At 48.1% G+C, this 23361-nt stretch carries 19 protein-coding genes; 14 read left to right on the forward strand and 5 right to left on the reverse strand.

Features of this window, described 5'->3' with window-relative positions; translation table 11 throughout:
- Positions 1–3: 3 nt before the first annotated feature.
- Positions 4–882 (reverse strand): helix-turn-helix transcriptional regulator, encoded by an 879-nt coding sequence (locus tag IEY34_RS20710; protein ID WP_189014672.1) that lies wholly within the window; start codon positions 880–882, stop codon positions 4–6.
- Between the two features lie 157 nt (positions 883–1039).
- Between IEY34_RS20710 and IEY34_RS20715 the strand changes: the two genes are divergently transcribed.
- Complete coding sequence (locus IEY34_RS20715) at positions 1040–2434, forward strand: MATE family efflux transporter (protein WP_189014674.1); 1395 nt, start codon at positions 1040–1042, stop codon at positions 2432–2434.
- Positions 2435–2473: 39 nt separating this feature from the next.
- On the opposite strand, the gene IEY34_RS20720 is transcribed toward IEY34_RS20715, so the two are convergent.
- Positions 2474–3379, reverse strand: coding sequence for an ArsR/SmtB family transcription factor (locus IEY34_RS20720; protein ID WP_189014676.1), 906 nt, complete (start codon positions 3377–3379; stop codon positions 2474–2476).
- A 172-nt stretch (positions 3380–3551) separates the two neighbouring features.
- On the opposite strand from IEY34_RS20720, the gene arfA reads away from it, so the two are divergent.
- The 10 genes from arfA to IEY34_RS20770 all read left to right on the forward strand — a co-directional run bounded on the left by arfA (position 3552) and on the right by IEY34_RS20770 (position 17008).
- Positions 3552–5063 carry an arabinosylfuranosidase ArfA gene (gene arfA, locus IEY34_RS20725; RefSeq protein WP_189014677.1) on the forward strand — a complete coding sequence of 504 codons (1512 nt, stop codon included), beginning with the start codon at positions 3552–3554 and terminating at the stop codon, positions 5061–5063.
- Positions 5064–5514: 451 nt separating this feature from the next.
- Positions 5515–5847 carry a c-type cytochrome gene (locus tag IEY34_RS20730; RefSeq protein ID WP_308423036.1) on the forward strand — a complete coding sequence of 111 codons (333 nt, stop codon included), beginning with the start codon at positions 5515–5517 and terminating at the stop codon, positions 5845–5847.
- A 90-nt stretch (positions 5848–5937) separates the two neighbouring features.
- Positions 5938–7968 (forward strand): LTA synthase family protein, encoded by a 2031-nt coding sequence (locus IEY34_RS20735; protein ID WP_189014681.1) that lies wholly within the window; start codon positions 5938–5940, stop codon positions 7966–7968.
- A gap of 167 nt (positions 7969–8135) precedes the next feature.
- Positions 8136–8912 carry an ABC transporter permease gene (locus tag IEY34_RS20740; RefSeq protein ID WP_189014683.1) on the forward strand — a complete coding sequence of 259 codons (777 nt, stop codon included), beginning with the start codon at positions 8136–8138 and terminating at the stop codon, positions 8910–8912.
- Complete coding sequence (locus IEY34_RS20745; RefSeq protein ID WP_189014685.1) at positions 8909–9700, forward strand: ABC transporter permease; 792 nt, start codon at positions 8909–8911, stop codon at positions 9698–9700. The genes IEY34_RS20740 and IEY34_RS20745 overlap by 4 nt, the downstream gene beginning before the upstream one ends.
- Before the next feature lie 18 nt (positions 9701–9718).
- Positions 9719–10690: an ABC transporter ATP-binding protein gene (locus tag IEY34_RS20750; RefSeq protein WP_189014693.1), complete on the forward strand. Its 972-nt coding sequence runs from the start codon at positions 9719–9721 to the stop codon at positions 10688–10690.
- Between the two features lie 16 nt (positions 10691–10706).
- Positions 10707–13001: an RNA polymerase recycling motor HelD gene (helD, locus tag IEY34_RS20755; protein ID WP_308423037.1), complete on the forward strand. Its 2295-nt coding sequence runs from the start codon at positions 10707–10709 to the stop codon at positions 12999–13001.
- 307 nt (positions 13002–13308) lie between these two features.
- Positions 13309–14403: a GerAB/ArcD/ProY family transporter gene (locus tag IEY34_RS20760; protein WP_189014697.1), complete on the forward strand. Its 1095-nt coding sequence runs from the start codon at positions 13309–13311 to the stop codon at positions 14401–14403.
- The gene (locus IEY34_RS20765; RefSeq protein WP_189014699.1) at positions 14400–15851 is read left to right on the forward strand and encodes a spore germination protein; all 1452 of its coding nucleotides are present in this window, start codon (positions 14400–14402) and stop codon (positions 15849–15851) included. Before IEY34_RS20760 ends, IEY34_RS20765 begins: the two co-directional genes overlap by 4 nt.
- Positions 15848–17008, forward strand: a complete 1161-nt coding sequence (locus tag IEY34_RS20770) for a Ger(x)C family spore germination protein (protein ID WP_189014701.1) — start codon at positions 15848–15850, stop codon at positions 17006–17008. The genes IEY34_RS20765 and IEY34_RS20770 overlap by 4 nt, the downstream gene beginning before the upstream one ends.
- A 55-nt stretch (positions 17009–17063) precedes the next feature.
- On the opposite strand, the gene IEY34_RS20775 is transcribed toward IEY34_RS20770, so the two are convergent.
- The 3 genes from IEY34_RS20775 to IEY34_RS20785 form a co-directional block, all read right to left on the reverse strand.
- On the reverse strand, positions 17064–17849 hold the full coding sequence (locus IEY34_RS20775; protein ID WP_229757755.1) for a ferric iron reductase: 786 nt from the start codon (positions 17847–17849) through the stop codon (positions 17064–17066).
- 18 nt (positions 17850–17867) lie between these two features.
- The gene (locus IEY34_RS20780) at positions 17868–18863 is read right to left on the reverse strand and encodes an ABC transporter substrate-binding protein (RefSeq protein WP_189014705.1); all 996 of its coding nucleotides are present in this window, start codon (positions 18861–18863) and stop codon (positions 17868–17870) included.
- Between the two features lie 129 nt (positions 18864–18992).
- A complete protein-coding gene (locus IEY34_RS20785) occupies positions 18993–20579 on the reverse strand; it encodes a helix-turn-helix domain-containing protein (RefSeq protein ID WP_189014707.1) in 1587 nt (528 codons plus the stop codon).
- 288 nt (positions 20580–20867) lie between these two features.
- Between IEY34_RS20785 and IEY34_RS20790 the strand changes: the two genes are divergently transcribed.
- The 3 genes from IEY34_RS20790 (at position 20868) to IEY34_RS20800 (ending at position 23361) form a co-directional block, all read left to right on the forward strand.
- Positions 20868–21803, forward strand: a complete 936-nt coding sequence (locus IEY34_RS20790) for a hypothetical protein (RefSeq protein WP_189014709.1) — start codon at positions 20868–20870, stop codon at positions 21801–21803.
- A 78-nt stretch (positions 21804–21881) separates the two neighbouring features.
- Positions 21882–22619 (forward strand): ABC transporter ATP-binding protein, encoded by a 738-nt coding sequence (locus IEY34_RS20795; protein ID WP_189014717.1) that lies wholly within the window; start codon positions 21882–21884, stop codon positions 22617–22619.
- Positions 22612–23361, forward strand: a complete 750-nt coding sequence (locus IEY34_RS20800; RefSeq protein WP_189014719.1) for a DUF2705 family protein — start codon at positions 22612–22614, stop codon at positions 23359–23361. Before IEY34_RS20795 ends, IEY34_RS20800 begins: the two co-directional genes overlap by 8 nt.

Consider the following 23361-nt stretch of genomic DNA (forward strand, 5'->3'; position numbering starts at 1 on the left):
AAGCTAATCTCTGGCGAAACGCTGCCTGTACTTGCGCGGAGAAATGCCTTCCAGGCGGGTGAAACAAGTAGCAAAATAGGCAGGCTGCTCGAAGCCGACTTCTTCTCCAACATGAGCAACCGGAAGGTCGGTTTGAAGCAGCAGCAGCTTGGCCTGCTGGATGCGCAGGCGGAGCAGGTATTCCGTCGGCGAGCAGCCGTATTCTCTTTGCATGCAGCGAGCGATGTACACGGGATGGAAGTTCACATGATCGCCAAGCGCTTTGGCGGAAACCGTCTCTCGGTAATGCTGACGCAAATAGGAAGCAGCTTTCTCCGCGCAGGCCAGCGAAGGTGAGAGTTGTTCCTTTGTCGCAGAAACGGATAGTTGGAGCATCAATTCATGAAACAACTGCTGCTGAGCAAATCGGGCACCGCTCACATGCGCGCGCGGCTGCAGTTGATGGAGCTGTTCGAACAATTCATACGTCTTCTCAGGCTGCAAAAGGGTCGTATACTGCGGGATTCGAATGGTAAATGGCTCGACCGAGAATGGCTTGATGAAGACGGGAGAGGGATCTTCAAGCGGCAAGGCCGGAAGCGTGTTATCAACCATGTTCCAGTGACCTCCAGCGTGGAAGTGCATCCAATACGTCGAGGTATCCTCCGCGCATACTTGGGTTGCAAAATGGTAGCAGTCCGGTCTTAGAATGAGGGCTTGACCAGGAGCAACCTCAAACCGCTGCTCCTCTTCCGCCAGAAAGAGGCACCCGGAGGTGGTAATCAGGAGATCGAAAACCTCAATATGACTTCTGCTGGGATGCTTGGCGTTCTTAGGGATGGTATTGAAACCGCTAGTAATGTAATGCGGAAAAGGCGGGATTGTCATTTCTATCAAGGCCATCTGAATCACCTGTTCACTTCTTCGTATAGAAGTTGGAATTTTGAAAGTTTAAGTTGCAATGCTGATACATGGAACCCACTATAGCATCTATAATTTGAGCAGGCAACAAAGTTTCATTTTCATAAAAAGAGAGACTGGAATCGGATGGTGGCATATCATGCAGACAGAGAAAAATAAGTTCACATTATGGCTTTTGGCGTGGCCGATTTTCGTCGAATTACTGCTGCAACTACTATTGGGCGTGGTAGATACCCTGATGGTAAGCCGTGTGTCGGATGATGCGGTTGCTGTTGTGGGCTTGGCGAATCAAGTGTTTCAAGCCATGATGATTTTATTTATGACGGTGGCCAGCGGCGCGGGGATTTTGATAGCGCAGAAAATAGGCGCCAAGCAGCAGGAAGCTGCCCGTACGGTTGCGATCATGGCTGTTACCGTGAGCGCAGCAATCGGGGTTGTGCTTAGCATGATCCTGTATCAAGAAGCGCTGCCACTGGCAAGGCTGTTTCAATTGGAGGAGAGGCTGCTTCCATTGGCCCAAACCTACATTTCGATTGTCGGAAGCGGGATGGTTCTAACGGCACTGACAGCTGCGCTGAGCACGATCATTCGCAATACAGGGAATACCAAAGGGCCGATGATTACGGCGATTGGCATGAATGTGATTCATATTGTGTTTAACTATGGATTTATATACGGCGAGCTGGGCTTCCCCCAATTGGGGTTGACCGGTGTAGCGATATCGACGTTAGTGAGCCGATTGCTGGCGACTTGTTTGCTGCTGTTTATGTTCGTTACCGCTTTCGAGCGGAGAATCTCTTGGGGAGATTTACTGGTTTTTAACCGCAAGCTGTTCGGGGCGATCCTGAAAATTGGTTGGCCGATGGGCATCAACATGTCCTCCTGGGTATTGTCGCAGTTAACGATTTACACCATTTTGGCAACTTTGGGGGCAAGAGAGCTGGCAACGAGGACGTATTTGAATACGCTCGAATCGATCTGTTTTATGTTGGGTTTTTCGATTGCCTTGGCTGTACAAATTCAGATTGCCCATCTGTACGGATCCGGGAATATCAAAGAAGCGTATCGAAGCGGTTATCGCGGCACCTGGATCGGCATGGGATTAGTAGGATTCAACAGTCTGATTCTTTTTTTCACGTTCAAAAGTTTTCTCAGTTTCTTTACGTCCGATGCGGGTATTGTGCAGCTTGGGATGTCTTGTCTGGGGCTGACTTTGGTTCTGCAGCCGGGGAAGATGCTCAACATGGGGTTTGGCAACGCCTTGAGCGCGATCGGGGATACGAGGTTCAATATGGTGATTTCGCTGATCTCCATGTGGGGATTAGCCGCAGGACTTTCCTATTATCTCGGTTTGCATTTGGGCTGGGGCTTGGCGGGCATCTATGTCGCGATGATCTGCGACGAGTATTTGCGGGGTATTCTGGTCATCATCCGGTGGCGGCAGAAGAAGTATTTGCGGCAGGCTGAGGCACGGAAGGCGAGCGGCGCAGGGCTTGAGAACGTCAGGCAAGAGGGAATGGGCTTGCACGCTTAGGCGGCTGCGGAAGATGGCCTTGCGTGCAGCCCACACGCCCTACCTGCGGTACGTGCGGAACATAATATCCCGGTTGTAGTTGCCGAAGCCTTCCCCGTACAAGGTCAATCCTCCGACATGCTCGGCAGTCACCGGCACTTCAAGGCGCAGTGTCCACTCGTTGCGGGACATGCGAATATCCTTGATCGTGACTGGCGATAGCGGCTGTCCGTCCAGGAATGTCCCTTGCTCGGTGATCCGAATCACCTTCAACCAGCCGTATTGGTTGATGGAATCCGCCCACCACGCAGGGGTGAGTTGACCGCGGCCCTGTCCCGAGTCGCCGGGACTTGTCCAGAAGCCAAGCAGGGTATCATTCACATAGAAGTGAATGTCAGAGGGCCAGTTCTCGGCGATACCTGGAGCTTCGGAGCCGATTTCCAAGGAGATTTCGATTTCCTCCAACGTCTGGCTGGGCAGCACATAATTCGGAATGCTATACTCCACGAAGCCGCTGCCGAACCAGAGAATCTTGGCATGCATGCGCTCAGGCTCGAAGAAAAAGCGTGGATCATCGTATTGGCCGATGACGTGCTCAGCAGTTGCCAGCCCGCAGGTTGGCTGAATGTCAAAGCGAGTATAGTGCCCGATAGGAATAGACACTTCGTCGAAGGCTCGCTTCTGTTCGATAAACTGTGGGAGTGTAATGTCGATACTGCCTACCGCTAAGGTACACATTTTGTGTGTGCCGCCTTGTTTGCGGACGAGTTGGGTGTGAATGAGTCCGCCAGCTTCTAACTTTTTCACATGCATCGTAAGGATGGCGCTGCTGAGGCCCAAGGTTTGGGCCAAGTCTTTCACATTCATTTGTTTCTCACCAAGCAAATCAAGTATCCTGAGCCTCACGTCGCTAGCCAATGCTTCATAGAGCGGCAGCCATTTGTGGTCTGTTGTTGCGTGGATCATCGTCAAAACTCCTCATAATTAGATTCGTACTAATTAATGAAAATATTAATTCAAATTGGGCGAAATGAAAAGCTTGAATTTGAACTTTTTTTATTGTTTAATAGAAATTAATAACGTAATAATTTCATTAACCAATTTATATTTTTATTAATTATACGATGGGGTGAAAGCAATGTCTATCCAAGCAAGCATGATTATTGACAAAGATTTTGTTATCGGTGAAGTGGATTCTCGAATTTATGGCTCTTTTATCGAGCATTTGGGACGCGCCGTGTATGGAGGGATTTACGAGCCAGGCCATCCACAAGCGGATGAGCAAGGCTTTCGTGCCGATGTTCTGGAACTGGTGAAAGGCCTGGACGTGCCGATTGTTCGTTATCCAGGTGGGAATTTCGTATCTGGTTACAACTGGGAAGACGGCATTGGGCCGATCGAGCAGCGGAAGAAGAGGCTTGACCTGGCATGGCGCACGATCGAGCCTAACTTGATAGGGCTGAACGAATTCATGGATTGGTGCCGGAAAGCGAATACCGACGCGATGATGGCTGTTAATCTGGGAACTCGCGGGCCGGACGAAGCCAGAGATATTATCGAGTATGCCAATATTACAGGCGGTACTTACTGGAGCGACTTGCGGATTTCTCATGGGTATAAAGTACCGCATAATATCAAAACATGGTGTCTAGGCAATGAGATGGACGGCCCTTGGCAAACCGGCAGCAAAACTGCCGTAGAATATGGTCGGACAGCATGTGAAACAGCCAAAGTGATGAAATGGGTCGATCCATCCATTGAGCTTGTGGCCTGTGGCAGCTCCAGCTTAACAATGGCAACATTCCCGGAATGGGAAGCGACTGTTCTCGATCATACCTACGATCACGTCGATTACATCTCCTTGCATCAATATTATGGCAATCGGGATAAAAATACAGCGAATTTCCTGGCCCAATCGATGGGTATGGATCGTTTTATTCATACAGTAATTTCGACAGCCGATTACATTCAAGCGAAGAAGCGCGGGAAGAAGAAGATCAACCTTTCCTTCGACGAGTGGAATGTGTGGTATCACTCCAATGAAGCCGACAGCAAGATCGAGCCATGGTCCATCGCGCCGCCACAGCTGGAAGATATTTATAATCATGAAGATGCGCTCTTGGTGGGCTGTATGCTAATCTCGATGTTGAAGCGTGCGGATCGTGTGAAAATGGCCTGCTTGGCACAGCTCGTCAATGTTATCGCGCCAATCATGACGGCGAATGGCGGAGCAGCCTGGAAGCAAACAATCTATTATCCTTACATGCATGCAAGTGTGTTCGGGCGCGGAACCGTTCTAGTTCCTTTGATTAAATCGTCCAAGTACGATGCCAAAGACTACACGGATGTGCCTCATCTGGAAGCTGTAGCCGTTCATAATGAGGAGAAATCCGAAGTGACGATCTTCGCGGTAAACCGTCATTTGGAGGAAGCGCTCCCGCTGGAATTGGATCTGCGCAGTTTCGGAGGCTGCCGCGTCATTGAACATATCGTGCTAGAGAATGACGATTTGAAAGCTGCGAATACCGTAGATGCACAAGATCGTGTGAAGCCTCATACAGGCGGCAATGCGACAGTTTCGGCAAATGGTCAAATTCAAGGCACACTCGGCAAAGCCTCATGGAATGTTATCCGCTTAAAATTGCTTTAAACATATAGCAGTAAGACATGGTTAGAGCCGCGGCTCTGCCGTGTCTTATTTTTGTTCAAGGTGAGAGTTGCTGATAGGTAGAGTAGCTATTTTGTTAGCGATGCGGCAGCACGCTTAGAGCGAGAGAACGTTGAGTTGAGCCTCTCAAAATCAATTGGTCTTTGCCAACGAACTGTATGATGCTTATTGACGCGAAAACGGCTTCTTTGACTATTTAACGAATTGAATTGGCCTTATGGGACAGGCGATTTTTTCCAAATGTCTGATCCGATAAATCGTTTCATAAAACAACATAATAAGGACAAGAATTAGCGAAGAAAACGAACATATAGCGCTCCTATTCGTAAGTTCACGATACTGATGTATAAGATGTATAAGCTGTGAATTCCTTTATTTTTCAATCTGCGCTCTGGTATGATGAGAGAAATACATGATTGAGGGGTTCGCGCATATGACAATGAGATGGATGCTTGGATTGCTGGTTTTGATTCTCAGTTTATCCGCTTGCGGGAGTAAGCCTAGTAAACCGAATGACACACAGGTGGCAGCAGTAAAAGCCGATGGTCCCAAGATTTATCAAAATTTCTGCATTTCTTGTCACGGTAATCAATTACAGGGCGCACAAGGGCCGAATATTCAAAAAGTCGGAGAACGATTGACGGAAGAAGAGATCATTAAACGCATTCAAAAAGGCGGCGGCGGAATGCCTCCGTTCCAAGTTGCACTCAAAGAGGATGAGTTAAAGGCGCTTGCAGCCTGGTTAGCAGAATTAAAACAATGGTAAAATATGTAAATTAAGTACCCTTTAAGGTGGGCTACATATTTTCTTCACAATTCGTGTATACAATTAGGGGCAAGAGGAGAGTGATGTAAGATGCACTTGAATTTGAAGCCCCGGAACCGTCTTCCGAAAAGAACGAAGAAGACGAGACCAGCCCGTCTGGGAGCGACGATTTCGTTTCTGCTGTTCATGATTGGTTTGCCATTAATATCCGTAGCAGGTATGGAGCTCTTGGAACGCGGCTCTTTCACAAATACAATCCAATGGATCGTGTCTAACCAAGCTTTTTACTTCTTAAATGTGGGACTGTCTTTCTGTTTATTGGCTTTGGTATTTTCTTTCGTAGGTTCTTTGGCAATTTCAGGGTCCATTACGACGCTGCTGCTTGGGCTTGTGGCTTTAATTTCGTATATGAAGGTGAAAATGATTGGGGAGCCTTTCTTCCCATGGGACATATTGCTCAATAAAGAAAGTATGGATATCGCTTCGCTCGTTACGGGAAAAGCCGCTTTGCTGCGAATCAGCGTCGTGGCGGCAGCCGTGATCGTTGTCCTGCTGCTTCGTTGGGTTTTACCGCGCGTCACCTTGCCGGTGATTAGTCGAATCGGTTTGGGGTTGTTTTCGCTCTATGCCTTGTACGCGTTCGGGGTGAAGACGCCGCTGGCTGGTAAAATACTTGATCACGCGGGAGTCAACGAAATTGTGTGGAATCAGCAAGAAAACTACGCCAATAACGGTTTAGCGCTGGCTTTTACACTGAATGTCAAAAATTCCATCGTTCCTAAGCCCGAGACGTATAGCGATCAGTCGATCGCAGCAGTTGCTGCAAGTTTGGAACAACCAACAGGAAGCGTGCAACAAGCGTCCAAAGCTTCCATCAGTGCGGACTCCTTGAACGGGAAGAAGCCGAACGTTATCTTCGTTATGAGCGAAGCGTTCTGGGACCCGACTTTGTTGCCGAACGTCAAGTTTAGCGAAGATCCGCTTCCAACGATCCATCGGTTGCAAAAAGAGTCCACTTCAGGTTACCTGCTGTCCCCACAATTCGGGGGCGGTACCAGCAACGTAGAATTTGAAGTTTTGACCGGTAATTCCATGAGTTTGCTGCCTGGCGGCTCCATTCCATACCAACAATATGTCTCTAAGCCAGTGCCGAGTTTGGCGAGTTACTTTGCCGACCAAGGCTACAAAAGCATGGGGATTCACTCTTACGAGGGTTGGTTCTGGAATCGGAATACGGTGTATAAGGATCTGGGATTCCAGTCCTTCAAGAGCAGTGAGCATTTCGAGAATCCGGAGACCAAAGGGTACTTTATTTCGGATGCAGAGGTTGCCAGATCGATTATTGATGAAGTAGATAAAACGCCAGATCCGATGTTTATTTATACGGTCACGATGCAGAATCATGGCCCCTATGATGATCCGCGATACGGCGAAAATCAATTTAAAGCAGAGGGCAACCTGACGCCTGCTGCCAAAAGCATTCTGGAAACCTACACGCAAGGCGCACATGATGCCGATCAAAGCTTGCAAATGCTGATTGATCATTACAAGGATTCCAGCGAGCCAACGATGATAGTCTTTTATGGGGATCATTTGCCAATGCTTGGACTGGATTATCAAGTTTATAAAGAAGCAGGATTTATTCAAAGCAGCAATCCCAGCGAGTGGTCGCTGGAAGAAGTGAAGAAGATGCATAGTATCCCGCTCGTCATGTGGTCGAATTTTGATCAGCCGAAGCAAGATATTCCGCTGCTAAGCGATTCTTTCTTGGGCGCACGTGTGCTGGATATGCTGCAAATGACGAAGCCGGCGAACTTTGCTTTGAATGCCCAGTTGGCTGCCCAAGTGCCAGGTTTGTTGAGTAATCTGGTGGTGGACGCCGATCAGAGCCTTCATACCAAGGTACCCGATTCTACGAAGTCTTTGTTAGAGGATTATAGGAATGTCCAATACGATTTACTCTTCGGCAAGCAGTATCTGGCCTCCTATATCGATCACGAATATTTGTCGAAGTCGGTTCAAGCCAGCTATAATGCGGAGTTCAACGACCCCGATTCTGCGCTTCGAGCCGAAGGGGGAAGCAGTACGCCCTCGGAAGCCAAACCTGTAAGTGCACAGTAGTAGAAGTCCCTGTTTCGTTGTCGTTTGCGACGAGATGGGGATTTTTTGCGCGCGAAAAATAATCATTGCTATTGTTAGGGGATTTTTGGTAATATAGAACTCCTGTCTCTACGCAGCGGCTGCAAGGAAACATCCATGATTGCCTGTAAAAACGGAGGAGGTGTTTTATGCTTTTCGCGGTTTTGGCGCGCAAGGCGTATGCAAGGAATTTGCAGTATCGCGGTTCACATCTGCTGCATAATGCAGTGAGCGCGGTATTCGGTTTTATTTATGCCAGCATTTGGACGGGACTGGGCAGTGATGCATCACTAGGTCAGTATGGCGCCAAAGGGATTGTCGGTTATATTGCCTTTAATCAAGCGATTCTGTGGATTACACAGTTCACAACGAAAGGGCTCGGGCTTGAACAATCTGTGCGGACGGGTCAAATCGCTATCGATCTGATGAGGCCTGTACACCTGTTCTATCAGACGATGAGTCGAGAATGGGGCCAAATCTATTATCAATTTCTCTACAAATTTATCCCGATTTATGCCCTCTATTATTTCATCTTCTCTTTACAGCTTCCTAAGCAAGTTCTCGTTTATGGCTGGACAGTCGTTGCTCTGATCTTGGCCGCCTATATCTCCATTTGCATGAATTATTTGATTGGTGTTGCCGCTCTCTGGACCACGGAGTCCCGTTGGTTTTATTGGGTGAATTATTCTTTCAGCATGCTGCTGTCCGGATTTTTCATTCCGCTGGAATGGCTGCCATCCTGGCTTCGCACGATCAGCTTTTATACACCATATCCGTATTTGCTCTATTATCCGACTCGTATCTATTTACAGCTTGAACATGGAACCGTTGTGCTCGGCGCTCTCCTATGGAGCATCGGGTTTACTTGCGTCTGTTTGGCCGTTACCCAAGGTGTACGCAGGAAATTGGAGGTGCAGGGCGGATGATCTCGGTCAAACTGTATATGCTCCTCATCAAGGCGAGTTTGCGCAGCCGGATGCAGTACAAATTTAATTTCTTTTTCTCTACGGCCATGGCCTCTTGTGTGCATATCTGCGAATTTCTGATGGTTGCGCTGGTCATGATGCGTTTTGGCAATATCAAGGGGTGGACCCTGTATGAAGTCTGCTACTTATATGGGGTCATGATGATCTCCAGGGCGATTTACCGCACGTTGGCTTCGGATGTGCATCATTTGGAAAAGTATCTCGTTTCAGGGGACCTGGATGCGCTGTTAATCCGACCCGTTCCTGTTTTGCTGGCTTTAATGACCCAGAATTCACAAGTCTTAATTGCCGAAATCGGGCAGGGACTGATTCTTCTCTACATTGCGATACAGGCTCTCCTAGCAAGCGGTCAAATTGGTTGGCTTGTGATTCCATTAACGGGGTTAATGATCATCTCGGGCGCGATTATTTTATTCGCCATCGGACTGGCGACAGCGGCTGCGGGCTTCTGGCTGACGCGCATTGAATCCCTGCAAAATATGACCGAGGACGCGTCGCAAACAGCTGCCAGGTATCCGTTATCCCTCTATCCCAAATGGCTGCAGGGCGCGTTATTGCTGGTGGTTCCGGTTGGCTTCGTTAATTATATCCCGACATTATATGTCCTAAGACACCAAGGCGGTATCGGCATGCTGCTCGGTACGGCGGCGGTGGCCGCGGTTTCCCTGTGGCTTGCGATTCGGTTCTGGAAGTTGGGATTATCCCGCTATCAAAGCACAGGCAGTTAAGGAGGGGACGAGTGGATTATGATAACCGTTAAACACTTACGCAAAACTTTTCAGACCCCGCTGGTGAAAGAAGGCAAGTTTGCAGGTCTAAGAACGCTGTTCTCACGAGCCTACAAAGAGAAAGAAGCTGTGCGCGATGTCAGCTTCGAGATTGAATCTGGCGAGTTCGTCGGGTATATTGGACCTAATGGTGCCGGGAAGTCGACGACGATCAAAATGCTAACCGGCATCCTGCATCCGACTTCGGGCGAGGTGCTGATTCATGGATATAGCCCGCAAAAACATCGGAGACGCGTCGTAGCCCAGCTAGGCGTTGTGTTTGGCCAGAGAAGCCAGCTATGGTGGGATTTGCCTGTGAAGGATTCCTACGAGATTCTGACGGCGATGTATCGGGTGGATGAGAGCGTTGCCCGCCGCCGATTAGGGGAATTAACCGAACTGCTTGAGCTGCAGGAACTGCTGGATACGCCTGTTCGCAAGCTTTCGCTTGGTCAGCGGATGCGAGCTGATCTAGCCGCTTCCATGCTGCATGATCCGGATATTCTGTTTCTGGATGAGCCAACGATTGGCTTGGATGTCGTGGCCAAACGGAATATTCGGGGGTTTCTTCATACATTGAATCGCGAATTCGGCAAAACGATTCTGTTGACCACCCATGACATGGATGACATCGAGCAGCTATGCAAAAGGGTCATCGTGATTAATCATGGTCAAATCGGGTATGATGGTTCCATTCAGGAATTGCGCGACCGCATCGGGCTGCCCACGATGATGAAAGTGACTTATCGAGGCGAAATTCAGGTGCCTTCAAGTTGGGAGCTGCCCTTTCAAATTGTAGAGCAAGAGGCGAATAGGCTGACCATTGCCTGCAACCGGCAGGAGCTCAAGGCCATGGATGTTCTGCGAATCGTTAGCAATTGGGGCGAAATGGATGATGTACATATGGAAGAGCCTGAGTTCGAAGAGGTGATTCATGGCGTATATAAATAGTCAGGAGTGAGTTCTTATGGCGATAGAAAAGGAACAACGGGAGAAGGAAGCGCAGCGCGTTGCCTCTGTTCGAGCCCAGATCCAACAGCGGATTATCGATTTGGGGGAGACGGTGGATCAGCGCCGCTCCGAGGCGACGGCGATTGGCCGCAGCTTCTGGGACGATATATCCGTCAATGCCGACAATGATGATGATCTGATCGAGACAGCGGCGAGTATGGCCCAGCAGGAGCACGTCCTGCAAGGCCAAGAGCGCAGCTACCGCTTAGCGCAGGATGCGCTGCGGAAGCTGCAGCGCGTCGTGGATGCGCCGTATTTCAGCCGCATCGACTTCAAGGAGCGCAGCGAGCAAGAGCGCGAGAAGATATACATCGGGTTGACCTCTTTCATCGATGCCAAAACGGATGAAATACTGATCTATGACTGGCGCGCGCCTATCGCGAGTTTGTTTTATGACTATCCGCCGGGCCCTGCGACGTATCGGACGCCGGAAATGGATGTCAGCGGCGAGCTGATGCTCAAGCGCCAATACATTATCAAAGCCGGCGTTCTGCAGGATGTGTTCGATACGGGGATCTCTATCGGCGATGAGATGCTTCAGCAGATGCTCAGCCGCAGCGCGGATGAGAAGATGCACAGTATCGTCACGACGATTCAGCGTGAGCAGAACCAGATCATTCGCGATGATCGGCACAAGGTGTTGGTCGTGCAAGGGGCTGCCGGCAGTGGTAAAACCTCTGTCGCCCTGCAGCGCATCGCGTATTTGCTCTACAAATATCGGACGACGCTCAGCGCGGATAATATGATTCTGTTCTCGCCGAACTCGCTGTTCAGCGACTACGTTTCGCACGTTCTTCCAGAACTGGGCGAAGCGACGATGCAGCAGACGACATTTCAGGACTATTTGACCCATAAATTAAGTGATACGGGCTTGCAGCTCGAAGATCCATACGACCAGTTGGAGTTTGTTCTGACAGGAACGGAGCAGGATCCCGCTTATGCTACACGGCTGCAAAGTATCCAGTACAAAACATCAGCCGCTTTCCTCAGCGTAATTGAAGCCTATGGCGAGAAGTTCAAGCATGGAGGGCTTCGCTTTCTTGATCTGTCCGTAGGCAAGAAGGTATTAATTACAGCGGAAGAACTGAACGAACGTTTCTATGCGAAGGATTCCATCCTAGCCTTAGGGGAACGTATGGAACAGCTATCCGAATGGATGCTGGAGAAGCTGGATGCGATTCAAGCCGATGCGCAGAAACGGTTCTACCGGAAAATGGTGCGTGAACCCAAATATCTGGGCAGCGAACCGGAAATGAAAAAGATGAGCAAGATCAAAGCTCACAAAGCTATTGGGCCGCTCAAAGAAAAAACGCGAAAGCTTGCTTATGTCGATGTCCTTGGCATGTACAAGGATCTATACACGGATACAGAGCTGCATCAGGAGCTCATGAAGCAATCAGGGCAGGTATTGCCTGCTGAGTGGGAAGCGATCAGCGCTTTCACTTCCGCGGCGCTGGCTGAGGGGACGCTGCACTATGAGGATGCAACTCCGCTTGTCTACCTGAAGGGGCTTGTGGAGGGCCAACTGCGCGTTGGAACCATCCGGTATTGCCTTGTGGATGAAGCGCAGGACTACTCGCCGTTTCACTATGCCTACTTGAAGAAGCTATTCCCCCGAGCACGATTTACGCTGCTCGGCGATTGGAATCAAGGGATCTTCACGCACGCGAATGCTCAGGCGAGCGCTGCGGAAGGCAAGAGCGAATACAGCTCGATCAGCGAGCTGATGAAGGAAGAGGAGACGGAGACGATCCGTCTCGTCAAGAGCTACCGCTCCACGCGCGAAATCGTCGATTTCGCAAGCAGCGTGCTGCCGGGCGGCGAGCCGATCGAGCCGTTCAGCCGTAGCGGCGAGTCCCCGCGCCTGCGGCGCGCGGCGGATGAGACCGAGCTGAGCCGCCTCGTGGCGGAGGCGGCTCGCGCCCGGCGCGATGGCGGCGCAAGCTCCATCGCGATCATCTGCAAGACCGAGCGCGAGACGAAGTCCGCGCACGCGCTGCTCAAGCCGCTGCTGCCGGGCCTCGCGCGGATTACCAAAGAGACGCTGCACTATGAAGCGGGCGTCATGATTTTACCGGCGTACCTCGCCAAAGGGCTCGAGTTCGACGCTGTTATTCTCTACGACGCCGGAGCTGCCGTCTACGCGGAGGCGAAGGAGCGCAAGCTGTTTTACACAGCTTGCACGCGTGCGCTGCATCATCTGGATGTGTTCTACCAAGGCGAGTTAACCCCTTTTCTTCCGATCAACTAGACAAACGTCCATACCCATCTGCCCTGCCCGACATAGGATATATCAGGTAACAACCTAGATCAATGAATCGGGCAGGAAGGAGGAGTCGCCATGTCAGGAGTTGGATACTCTAATACAGCTATTGTGCTGGTACTGTATATTCTGTTGGTCATCATTCTTGCAACGTTCTAACTGATATTCGAAGAGGCTGTCTCGACAGGTTGAATAAACCTGGAGAGCGGCCTCTTTTTTTGTGCATAAATCAAACTGTATTAGTTAACCATACCAATAAAAGTTTCCACCTACTACCAAAGCAGGAGAAAAGCTCATGTCCGGAACTCGGAAAATTACCGCACTGCAATTGTATTTTGTCTTAATTCTGTCGATCAGCATCACCAATCATGTCTTATTAATTCCAGTATTGCTTCATTACGGTAAACGTGATTCCTGGTTTGGCGCCTCACTCGCCATGATCCCTACATTGATATGGATTACTCTCCTTTATGTTGTGATTAAACGGTCCAAACAGCAGAATATAATGGTATGGATGAAACAAAGGTATGGAAAAGTGGTTGTATTCCTGCTGAGGGTAATCGTTATTGGGATAGCCGTGGCACATGCTTCAATTACTTTGCGGGATATGGTCACCTGGACGAATATTTCCTACTTGCCCAGAACCCCGCCTATCATGATTGGGCTGGCTTTTCTCATTTTTTGTTTTTTTGCTGCGCGTGAAGGGATGAGGGCTGTTGCCATTACCTCAGGTATTTTACTGCCTGGTGTAGTTCTCTTGGGCTTTTTTGTGATGGGGGCTAATTTTCAATACAAGGACTATAGCTTGATTACGCCATTATTTACACACGGTTATGCGCCCACGATGAAAACGATGCTGCTGACCTGCGGATCTTCCTTCGAACTGATAAGTATTGTGTTCTTGCAGCACCATGCCGAGACGAGAATTCGGCTGCGTGCTTTATTAATTCTGGGCATCATTATCATAGGACTTACGGTAGGTCCTCTCATGGGAGCTATTGCGATATTTGGCCCTTTTGAGGCGGCTGATCTAAGATATCCTGCCTTCGAGCAATGGCGCATGGTGACACTTGGGAAATATATTTCTCATCTGGACTTTCTATCTATTTTCCAATGGATATCAGGGGCCTGCATCCGCATGTGCATGCTGATGTTCCTAAGTGTGGATGTGATGGGTTTCCAAAAGAAACGTTCGCGCACGTGGGTCTTGCTTGGGCTGAGTCTGTTTTTCCTAGCCGTTTGCCTATTCCCATTTACAGATGATGAGATGGTACGTTTTATCCAAGATTGGTACTACCCGATGATGCTCGTGGTTGGCGTGGGTTTCCTGCTTATCTTATTTGTGTTAACGATCTTGCCCGTGCGGCCTAAGGAGAAGGTGACAAAATGAATGAGCATGATCTTCGGGAGTTGTTTGCCTCGTCGAATGATGTGATTGTCAAATCGTATCAACTATCCGATATCGAGCCCAAAACGGACGTCCTCTTGATGTACTGTGACGGTATGGTCAACAGAGATCATATTGAAAATTTGGTTTTACCCAAGCTGCAAAGCTTGTTTGGCCAAAAGTTGCTGGGACAAGCAGCGAAGCTAGAAGTAAATACGATGCTCCAATTAGAAGAAATTACGGGATCGAATGCATTAGAAACCATGACGGTTTCTTTGTATGCCGGTTCACTTATCATTTTTTTTGAAGAAACGCAGCACTTGTACGCCATTGATATTTCCTCGGCTCCCAACCGGTCTCCGGAAGATTCCAATACAGAAACTTCAATTCGGGGGCCGCGCGATGGTTTTACGGAAAGTGTAACAACGAATATTGCTTTAGTGCGCAAGCGCTTATTAACACGTAGTTTGTGCTGCGAAAAATCGCAGATTGGGGTAAGAAGCAAAACAACAGTTGCTTTGCTTTATCTGGATGATGTCATTGATCCGAATGTACTTAAAGTTGCCAGAGAGCGGCTGAAGAAAATTGAAGTGGATGCCTTGATTAGCAGCACGCAATTGGAAGAAGCAATGTCCGGCTATAAATTCTCGTTCTTTCCTCTGCTGGACTATGCGGGAAGGCCCGATTTTGTCGCTGACAGCTTGCTCCGCGGCAGATTCGCCGTCGTCGTTGATGGATCACCGATGGTACTGATGGCTCCTGCCAATCTAATGTTTATTTTGAAATCTCCCGAAGATGTACATTCTCCCTTTTATTATGTTGCCTTTGAGCGCATCCTGCGACTTGGAGGTCTGGTAGTAGCGACCTTTTTGCCGGGTTTTTGGATTTCCTTATCGGTATTTAATCTAGATCAGATTCCATATCCCTTAGTTGCGACCATCGCTTCATCCCGCCTTGGATTGCCGCTCTCAGGCCCGATGGATTTTATAATTATGCTGCTGCTGTTTGAGTTGTTTCGTGAAGCAGGCGCACGGTTGCCCAAAGTAGTTGGACAAACCGTTACGGTTGTTGGGGGACTCATTGTCGGTGATGCCGCTATCCGATCTGGCATTACGAGCCCCACAACCTTAGTCATTACCTCTATTTCGACGATAGCGATGTATACCTTGGTGAACCAGTCACTGGCGGGGACCGTTACGATACTGCGTTTGCTAATCTTGATTGAATCCACGATATTTGGCATTTATGGCTATATGGTGGCGCTTATTGGGCTTATTTTATATTTATCGACGTTGGAATCCTTTGGAGTACCCTATCTGTCGCCTTTATCACCGCCCAAATATCGGGAATTAATCTCGGCTATATTAGCTAAGCCGTTTCTCCATATGAAGCGAAGACCGCATTCTTTGCAGGTCGGGGATGACACACGGCAAAATGAGGATTCCCCATGAAGATGAAAGGGATAGGTAAGCTTGCCATTGGTTGCGTGCTTCTTGTAAGCCTGACTGGCTGCTGGGATATGAAAACCATTCAGGATACGAATTATTTGACAGCCTTAGGCTTCGATTATCAAAAAGGGAAATATGTCATGTATGGTCAAATGTTTGACTTCGCAAGCGTAGCGAAACAGGAGGGGGGGAAATCTGGACAGCCACCGATGATATGGGTTGGACGTGAGGAGGGAGATACGGTTAGCGAGGCATTCAATCGCTTGTACAAAACGACCCAGCAGCGCGTCTTTTGGGGACACGTCAATGCCTACCTTTTTTCGAAGGAAGCTTTGAAGCAAGGGATAGGTAGATTTACCGACGGATCTGTGAGATTCGGTGAAACACGATTTACGCAATGGGTCTACAGCACGGATGAGCCGATTGAAGATGTTTTATCGGTTATCCCCTTCTTTAATACGTCGCCAATGACCTCCATTATGATGCAGCCCGTAGAAAATTATCGCCAACGCTCCGTTATTCGTCCTAATAAATTGTATAGAGCTGCTGCTTTGTTAAGGGAACCCGGATATACTCTTATGATGCCCTCCTTGGCCATTCGCAAAGACGTTTGGTTAAAGAATAACAAACCGGATTCTAAATTAGAAGTGAACGGTGTCTATGCCCTCGGTAAAAAAGGTCAGGTGGACTGGCTGTCCGAAGATCAGTTCATAGGTGGAAGATGGTTGGAAAAGAGCACGGCGCGCACGCCACTAGTCGTTTATATGGACGGAAAGGCGGTTCAGACGGTTTCTATTCTAAAGCCAAGTGCTCATATTAAACCGCGTAAAGGGGACCCGCTCATATTCGATATCGCTATGAAATGCAAGGTTGTTATTGCTGAAGTTATTGAAAAGGTTGATGAGCGGGCGCTGCAGAAGCAAATAGAAAAGCAAATTGCCGAGGAGCTTGAATATACGTTTGAACAGGGGAGGAAAAAGAAGATAGATGTCTATCAACTGGAACATGTGCTGTATAGACAAGATTTCCCTGAATGGTCTAAGGTGACGGCCAATGGGGAGAAACTTTTTGAATCGTACCAACTGGGGGATATCCGCGTGAAGGCGGAGATCGTTCATTCGGGGATGCTGAAGAATACAGACAAGCCTCCGCAGTATTGACATTTTCTCGTTCAAGCACGATAGAAATGTTGCTCGAACGAGAAAAGGAGAGAAGTTAACAACGAGCCTTTGCCCTGAGCAAGGCTCGATCGCTTTCTTTTAATCTTGGGCAAGTGTAACAGTAGCCAAACCCTGCATCCAGCAGATAAGCCAGGCAGCATGCCGTTTTTACTTTGACCATTTGATTAGGGTTTGCAAGGCTTTCAATGAATTTCGGTTTACGTTCAAACGGATTTCTAAGCAGTCCGAATGCTTGGGCATCGACATGATGAGTGAGGAGTTCGAACTCATGAAGGAGACGAGTCTTGCAGGATTCTTCCGTAATTTCTTTTAACTCTTCGTCGATATGGGCGTAGATAGCATTGACGATTTGTCCCCATAATCGATTGACGTTTGTTTGGGTAAGCCGGGATAAGGCAACGATCAAAGGGCGTACTTGGTTGCTATAGTAGGAATGAAGCATTCGTATATACCAAGCCTCTTGGTCATCCCGGTCTGGGACTGTAATCAATCGTACTTCATTGATTTTAAATGAAAACGAAGAGTAGGGAGAGTTGTCATGTAGCTGAATGGTTAAATTCGATAAGGATACATCTAGGATCGCTCCATGATCGTGAAACAACATGTCCTGCATCGCTGCACAGACGCTGCCATACCAACTGCAGAAGAATGCAGCAGCAACGGCACGCTCACTGGTCTTGATGAGAGGGCTATACATGTCGATCAAGCGGATCGCTTGCTCATCTTGAAAGAGATGGATAGCCGGCATCGAAAGCAAGAGATTTGAAGGTTCATGCAACGTTAGGAAAAACTTCTCTTCCAGTTCATTGAAGTCTACCATGCTCACTGCAGGCCCCCATTATTTAGCGTTCTTATTGAATGCGCGAAGCACGTCGTCAACGGCGTTGCTGTCAGCCAGTGGAGACATCCCCAAGCTAAACCATTCCTTGCCTCCCATGATGTAAACGTGGTTGTTCTTCACTGCGGTCATATTCTTCCATAAAGAACTTTCCAACAGGGCTTTATATCTCTTCTGAACCTCATCACTGGAATCATCATCCAGTTGTAGAATGATATGGTCGGGGTTAAAATCAGGTATTTTTTCCAATGATATTGACACACTCTGCTCACTCTGCGGGAAGTCTTTAACCGGCTTCAAGCCTAACTCTTTGTGAATGAAACTGCCTCGATCGATATTCTCTCCGTAAACAACTAGTTCCTTCGCCATAATCATCATATACATCACCGTTTCGTTTCCAACAAGGGCATGAAGCTTTTCCTTAGCGTCAGCTTCTTTGTTTTGTAAATCTTGAATAACCTTCTCAGCCAGTGTCTTTTTACCGAGAACCTCGCCAATATCCTTTAATTCATCACGCCAATTATCTCTCTGTGGCAAAAGCACGGTGGGTGCGATTTTGGACAACTGCTCATAATCTTTGTCGGACCACCAAGTAGGCGCAATAATGAGGTCAGGCTCAGTGGCTAGAATAGCTTCGAAATTAGGCGTTTGGGCAAGACCTGTCTTCACGGTATGCTTGAAAGGTTCTTTCAAATAGGACGGAAACTCCGAGTGATAGTTTTGGACAGCAATAGGCGTAACACCGAGTGCATATAGAAATTCAGGATAAACGACAGAGAGTCCAATGACCTTCTTCGGTTCGGCTGGAATGTTGACGTCGCCCTTTGAGCTTTTTACTACACGCTGCTTATCGGTTGCGACTTTAGTGGTTTGATTGGAGGCTGCAGGGGAGGAACTTACCTGATTTGGCTCCGTTTTTGTTGCTGCGCAAGCCGTGCTTGCTAGTAGAAACAATATGCTGGCGATTCCCACTATCCCTTGTATACTGCGTTTCATTTTTCCCAATACTCCTCATAAAAGTTGAATTTGTCAATGAAGATCAACATTAATACTGATTATCATTATCACATAAGAGGAGTATAGATGATTTCTGTATTTCGGAATATTGACGATGCTGACAATTTTCTATGCACGATTCCGCCAAAGCTTCTGTACTTCATTGAGCAATAATTCCTGGGTGAAGGCGGTATATTCTACCCACGGGTAGGTAGGAAGGAAATCTACCCTGCCGTTCCTGACTGCTTTCAGATTGTGCCATAGTTTCGAATGGGTAAGCTTGTGCCAGGTTGATTGTGCCAGGGGATCTTCGTCCACGATGAGCAAAAGGCGATCTGCATCGAAACCGGGCAACTGTTCAGGAATCACCTGCTGATTCATCTTGATGGGATCAACGCCGGGTGCAGGCACAATCTGAAGATCATCATAAAATACAGTGGCAATGCTTCTGCTGCCCAAAACATGATATTGATTTCCGGTTATTCTCAGGATAAGGAGACTATCGTCCTTCAGGAGAGATTTCACTTGAGCGCTTACCAAATGAGCTTTCCGTTCATAATTTTCAAGCCAGACTTCGGCTATTGCTGTTAGGCCCAGAAACTGAGCGATCAAGCGCAATTGCTTACGCCAATCGGTCTCTGTCCAGGGTACAACAAAGGTGGGAGCAATTTCTTGAAGCCTCGTCTGTTCTTCGGCTGGTACATGGATGTCAAGGCCGACTATATAATCGGGGTTAACAAGCCGAATTTCCTCCCGTTTACGCACAAAATCAGAACTTAATGGAACTACAGCCTCTGTTGCATACTTTCTCTGATAATAATCGGTCCACGGGTGATCAGCCGGGGCAGCGCTGGGCGTGATCTTAAGCGTAAGCAGATATCCGATGCACAAAGAATCGTAGGCAACAATTTTCAGCTTGCTGTTCTTCATAAAGGTTGCGGGAGGCATGCCTGCAATCTGTTTGAATTTACGTCTAAAATAAATGTCATCGTGATAGCCCACATGCCGAGCGATGTCCTTGAGACGATAATGCTCACCTGTGCGCATAAGCTGCTGCGCTTGTTTGATCCGAAAGTCTGTCAAATAGTCGATTGCACTGCAACCATACCTTTTTTTGAATAATCGCATAAAATGGCGGGAACTCATGCCTGCAACCTTGGCGAGTTGCTCAATTGTCAGATCTTGTTGGTAATGCCGCTCGATATAGGCTTTCGTACTTTCAAGTGCGGATTCCGGGTCGTTTCCTTGGTTGAGAAGAGCATCTTGCAAGATGGTATACAGCACTTCTTGAAAGAGAATTTGACTGCGGAATCGTTTTAACGGATCCCCGCCCGATAACTCGTGATAAATGGTTTCACATAAAGCATTAACAGAGACGGGAGAAGAAGTAATCACTTCACCTTTGATCGGAAATACACTTATCTGCCTGATAATTTCTGTAGGATGGCCAAATGCCTCTGCCTCTTCAATCATGTCAAATCGCAAGTGATAAAATCCACGTTCATCAAATGAGTGCGCCGCTGCCTGAATCAGTTGACCGGGAGCGCATATATAGGCACTGCCTTGCCGCAGCTCGATAAATCGACCATCAATGGTCAACCAGCCTTGGCCGCTTGCTGCCAGAATGAGGGTATAAGACTTAATGAATTGAAGCCTTAATTCCCAAGCAATGGCGTGGTTTCGAAACAGTTCGATCTCTCGGAGCTTAAAACTCATATGATCAAGGGACTCGTACGCCCTATGATTAGCTTTATTTTCTATATCCAGTAGGACCACCCTCCTTAATGCTAGCTGAGAAGCTGAGCTTTGATTCATTATAGTATCTCCGTGTTGTGCGGTCTATCAGTTTGACACATGCCCACTTTATAAAATTTTAAGAATTGTTTTAGGCAAGCTTAATAGGTGTTTTAGAGGCAATTAAGATCGGGGGGATAAGATGAATACATGGAAGCGAGGAACGCATCCAAATTAGATAAAGCGTTGAATACGCGGAGGCAAACAGATATGAATAAGAAGTTAGCGATGATGGGACTAGGTGTAGCTGTAGGCAGCATGATGCTTGTGACTTCGGTATATGCAGGAGTGGGAGATGCTCCCGGATATGAGGCTTTTAAATCGGCATTCAAAGAAACAGCAATGGTAGACAATGTAACTCGTCAGGTGAATGTGAGCTTGAAGGACAATGGTGCGCCGCTGCTGAATGTGACATCGACGATCAAAAGCAGCGGCAAGAATCAAGCTGGAAGCGCAGAAGTAACCGTGAAGAGCGGCGCGGAGCAGCAAACGATTCACTTTTACAACCAAGATGGCAAACAAATTGTGAAAACAGACGATTCTGATGTGTATAAAGTGTTAGAAGGCGATGGCGTGCAGGGCAAGTTCAAAGAGCATGAACGTGCCAACCACACACCGGACCCGCAAGTCATAAGTGAAGTGGAAAATGTGGTTGACGCCTTAGTCGGCAATCTGAAAAATTATGTCACGTTGGATCAAGCATCAGGCAACGTGAAGAACATCCATTTTAAACTGTCAGGCAGTCAAATTTCTCCGGTCGTGAACACGATTGGCTCACTGGTCATCAAACATGGCACAGCTGAGAATAACGATCGTCCGCTGCCTGCCAAAGCTGACACGATGGGTGTTGACGTAACGACACTCAAGAATAGTCTGCCCCAATTAACTTCTGACATCAAGATGGATGAGGTTGAAATGAACGCAAGTGTGGATGCGGATAACCATATCACGAATCAAACAGCACAAATCCATATTTCCGGCAAAGATGCTGGCGGCAAAGCACATGATGTTGTACTTAGTGTGGATATGACATTGTCCAGCCTGAACTCGACAACACCGGATACCGTTGATTTGAAAGGCAAAAAGTTGGAAACCGTGAAGTTCGACGAGAACTCCCGCAAAAACTGGGGCGGCAAACACGAATAAGTATGAACTCATAAAGAAGGGGAGGGCTCAACGTTCAACACAAGTTGACCTCCTTATTTCTTGAAAGGCGGACCTCGCATGACAGCGATCGTAGAAATTAACAATCTGACAAAAATGTATAAGAACAAGCGCGGCATTCATGAAGTGAATATGACGGTGCAGCAAGGCGATATTTATGGCTTCTTCGGACCGAATGGGGCTGGCAAAACCACGGTCATGAAGATCATGACAGGTTTAGCGCGGCCGCAGCAAGGCCAAGTGAAGTTGTTCGGGTATGATGTGTCGACGCAGTATGAGCAAGCAATGTCCAAGGTTGGCGTGCTGATCGAAACGGCAGAAGCCTTCACATTCATGAGCGGCCGCAAAAACCTGGAGCTGGCAGCAAGATTCTATCCGGGCATCGACAAGCAGCGCGTAGACGAAGTGCTGGAGATCGTAGGTCTAACTCCGTTTCAACGGGAGAAGGTAGCGGGCTATTCGCTTGGGATGAAGCAGCGCTTGGGACTCGCCGCGGCGATGCTGTCGAAGCCGGAATTGCTCATACTGGATGAGCCTACCAATGGTTTGGACATCGAAGGGATGGTCCAAATACGCGAAATTATTTTGCGATTGGCCAGAGAAGAACGAATTACGTTCCTGATCTCGAGCCATCTGATTCATGAAATGGAGCTCATGTGCAACCGGATGGGCATCATTCATCAAGGACGGCTTGTACGTGAAGGACTTATTTCCGAATTAGCCAAGGGCAGCGCATCGCTGGAAGAGGCCTACTTGCGCGAAATTACAGAAGTCAGGAGGCTCGCAGCCCATGCTTAGTTTAACCGCCAACGTCTGGAACGAAACGATTAAAATGGCAGCCAAAAAGAAAACGATATTCTTTCTGGCGGTAACGCTTATTCTGCCGGTACTTGCAGGCGTGCTGCTGGAACGCTTCCAAAGCGGAATTGGGATCGGCGCCATCGCCTCTCAGGACTTCCCGATTCTGATGCTGGGCCTATTAACAAGCATCTTCCTTCCGCTCTTCGTCTTCATGGGAGCCGCAGATGTCTTCTCCGGTGAGATGGGTGACCGCACGATGAAAAACACGCTCACGCGGCCCATCACGCGATTTAAAGTGTTTACTTCCAAACAAATTGCGCTTGGCATCTATATTGCGCTATTTCTGGCGGCAGGCTTGCTAGCCTCTGCTATATCCGCTTTGTTTTTCCAAAACTTTGGAGGCTTTGGCACGGTCGTTAAGTGGTTTCTTGCCTATGGCTCAGCTTTTGTTCCCCTGTTTGTACTCAGTATTGTGGCCGTATTTCTGGCGCAATTCTTTTCCAGCAGCAGTTCCGCTTTGACCGTCAGCATACTTTTATATTTGGCGTTTAAAGTAGCCGCCTTTTTCGTTCCGCAGATTGCCACCTATTCACCTACGGCTTATATGGATTGGCACATGCTTTGGATCGGCAGCCAACTAGCGATAGGCAAGATCAGCAGTATCTTTATGTTTCTAGCGGCATGTAGTATATTGTTTTACACAGCAGGTTTTTATTTTTTCGATAAAAAGGAGATTTGA

Source organism: Paenibacillus marchantiophytorum (assembly GCF_014640555.1).
In the GTDB taxonomy this organism is placed as follows: domain Bacteria; phylum Bacillota; class Bacilli; order Paenibacillales; family NBRC-103111; genus Paenibacillus_E; species Paenibacillus_E marchantiophytorum.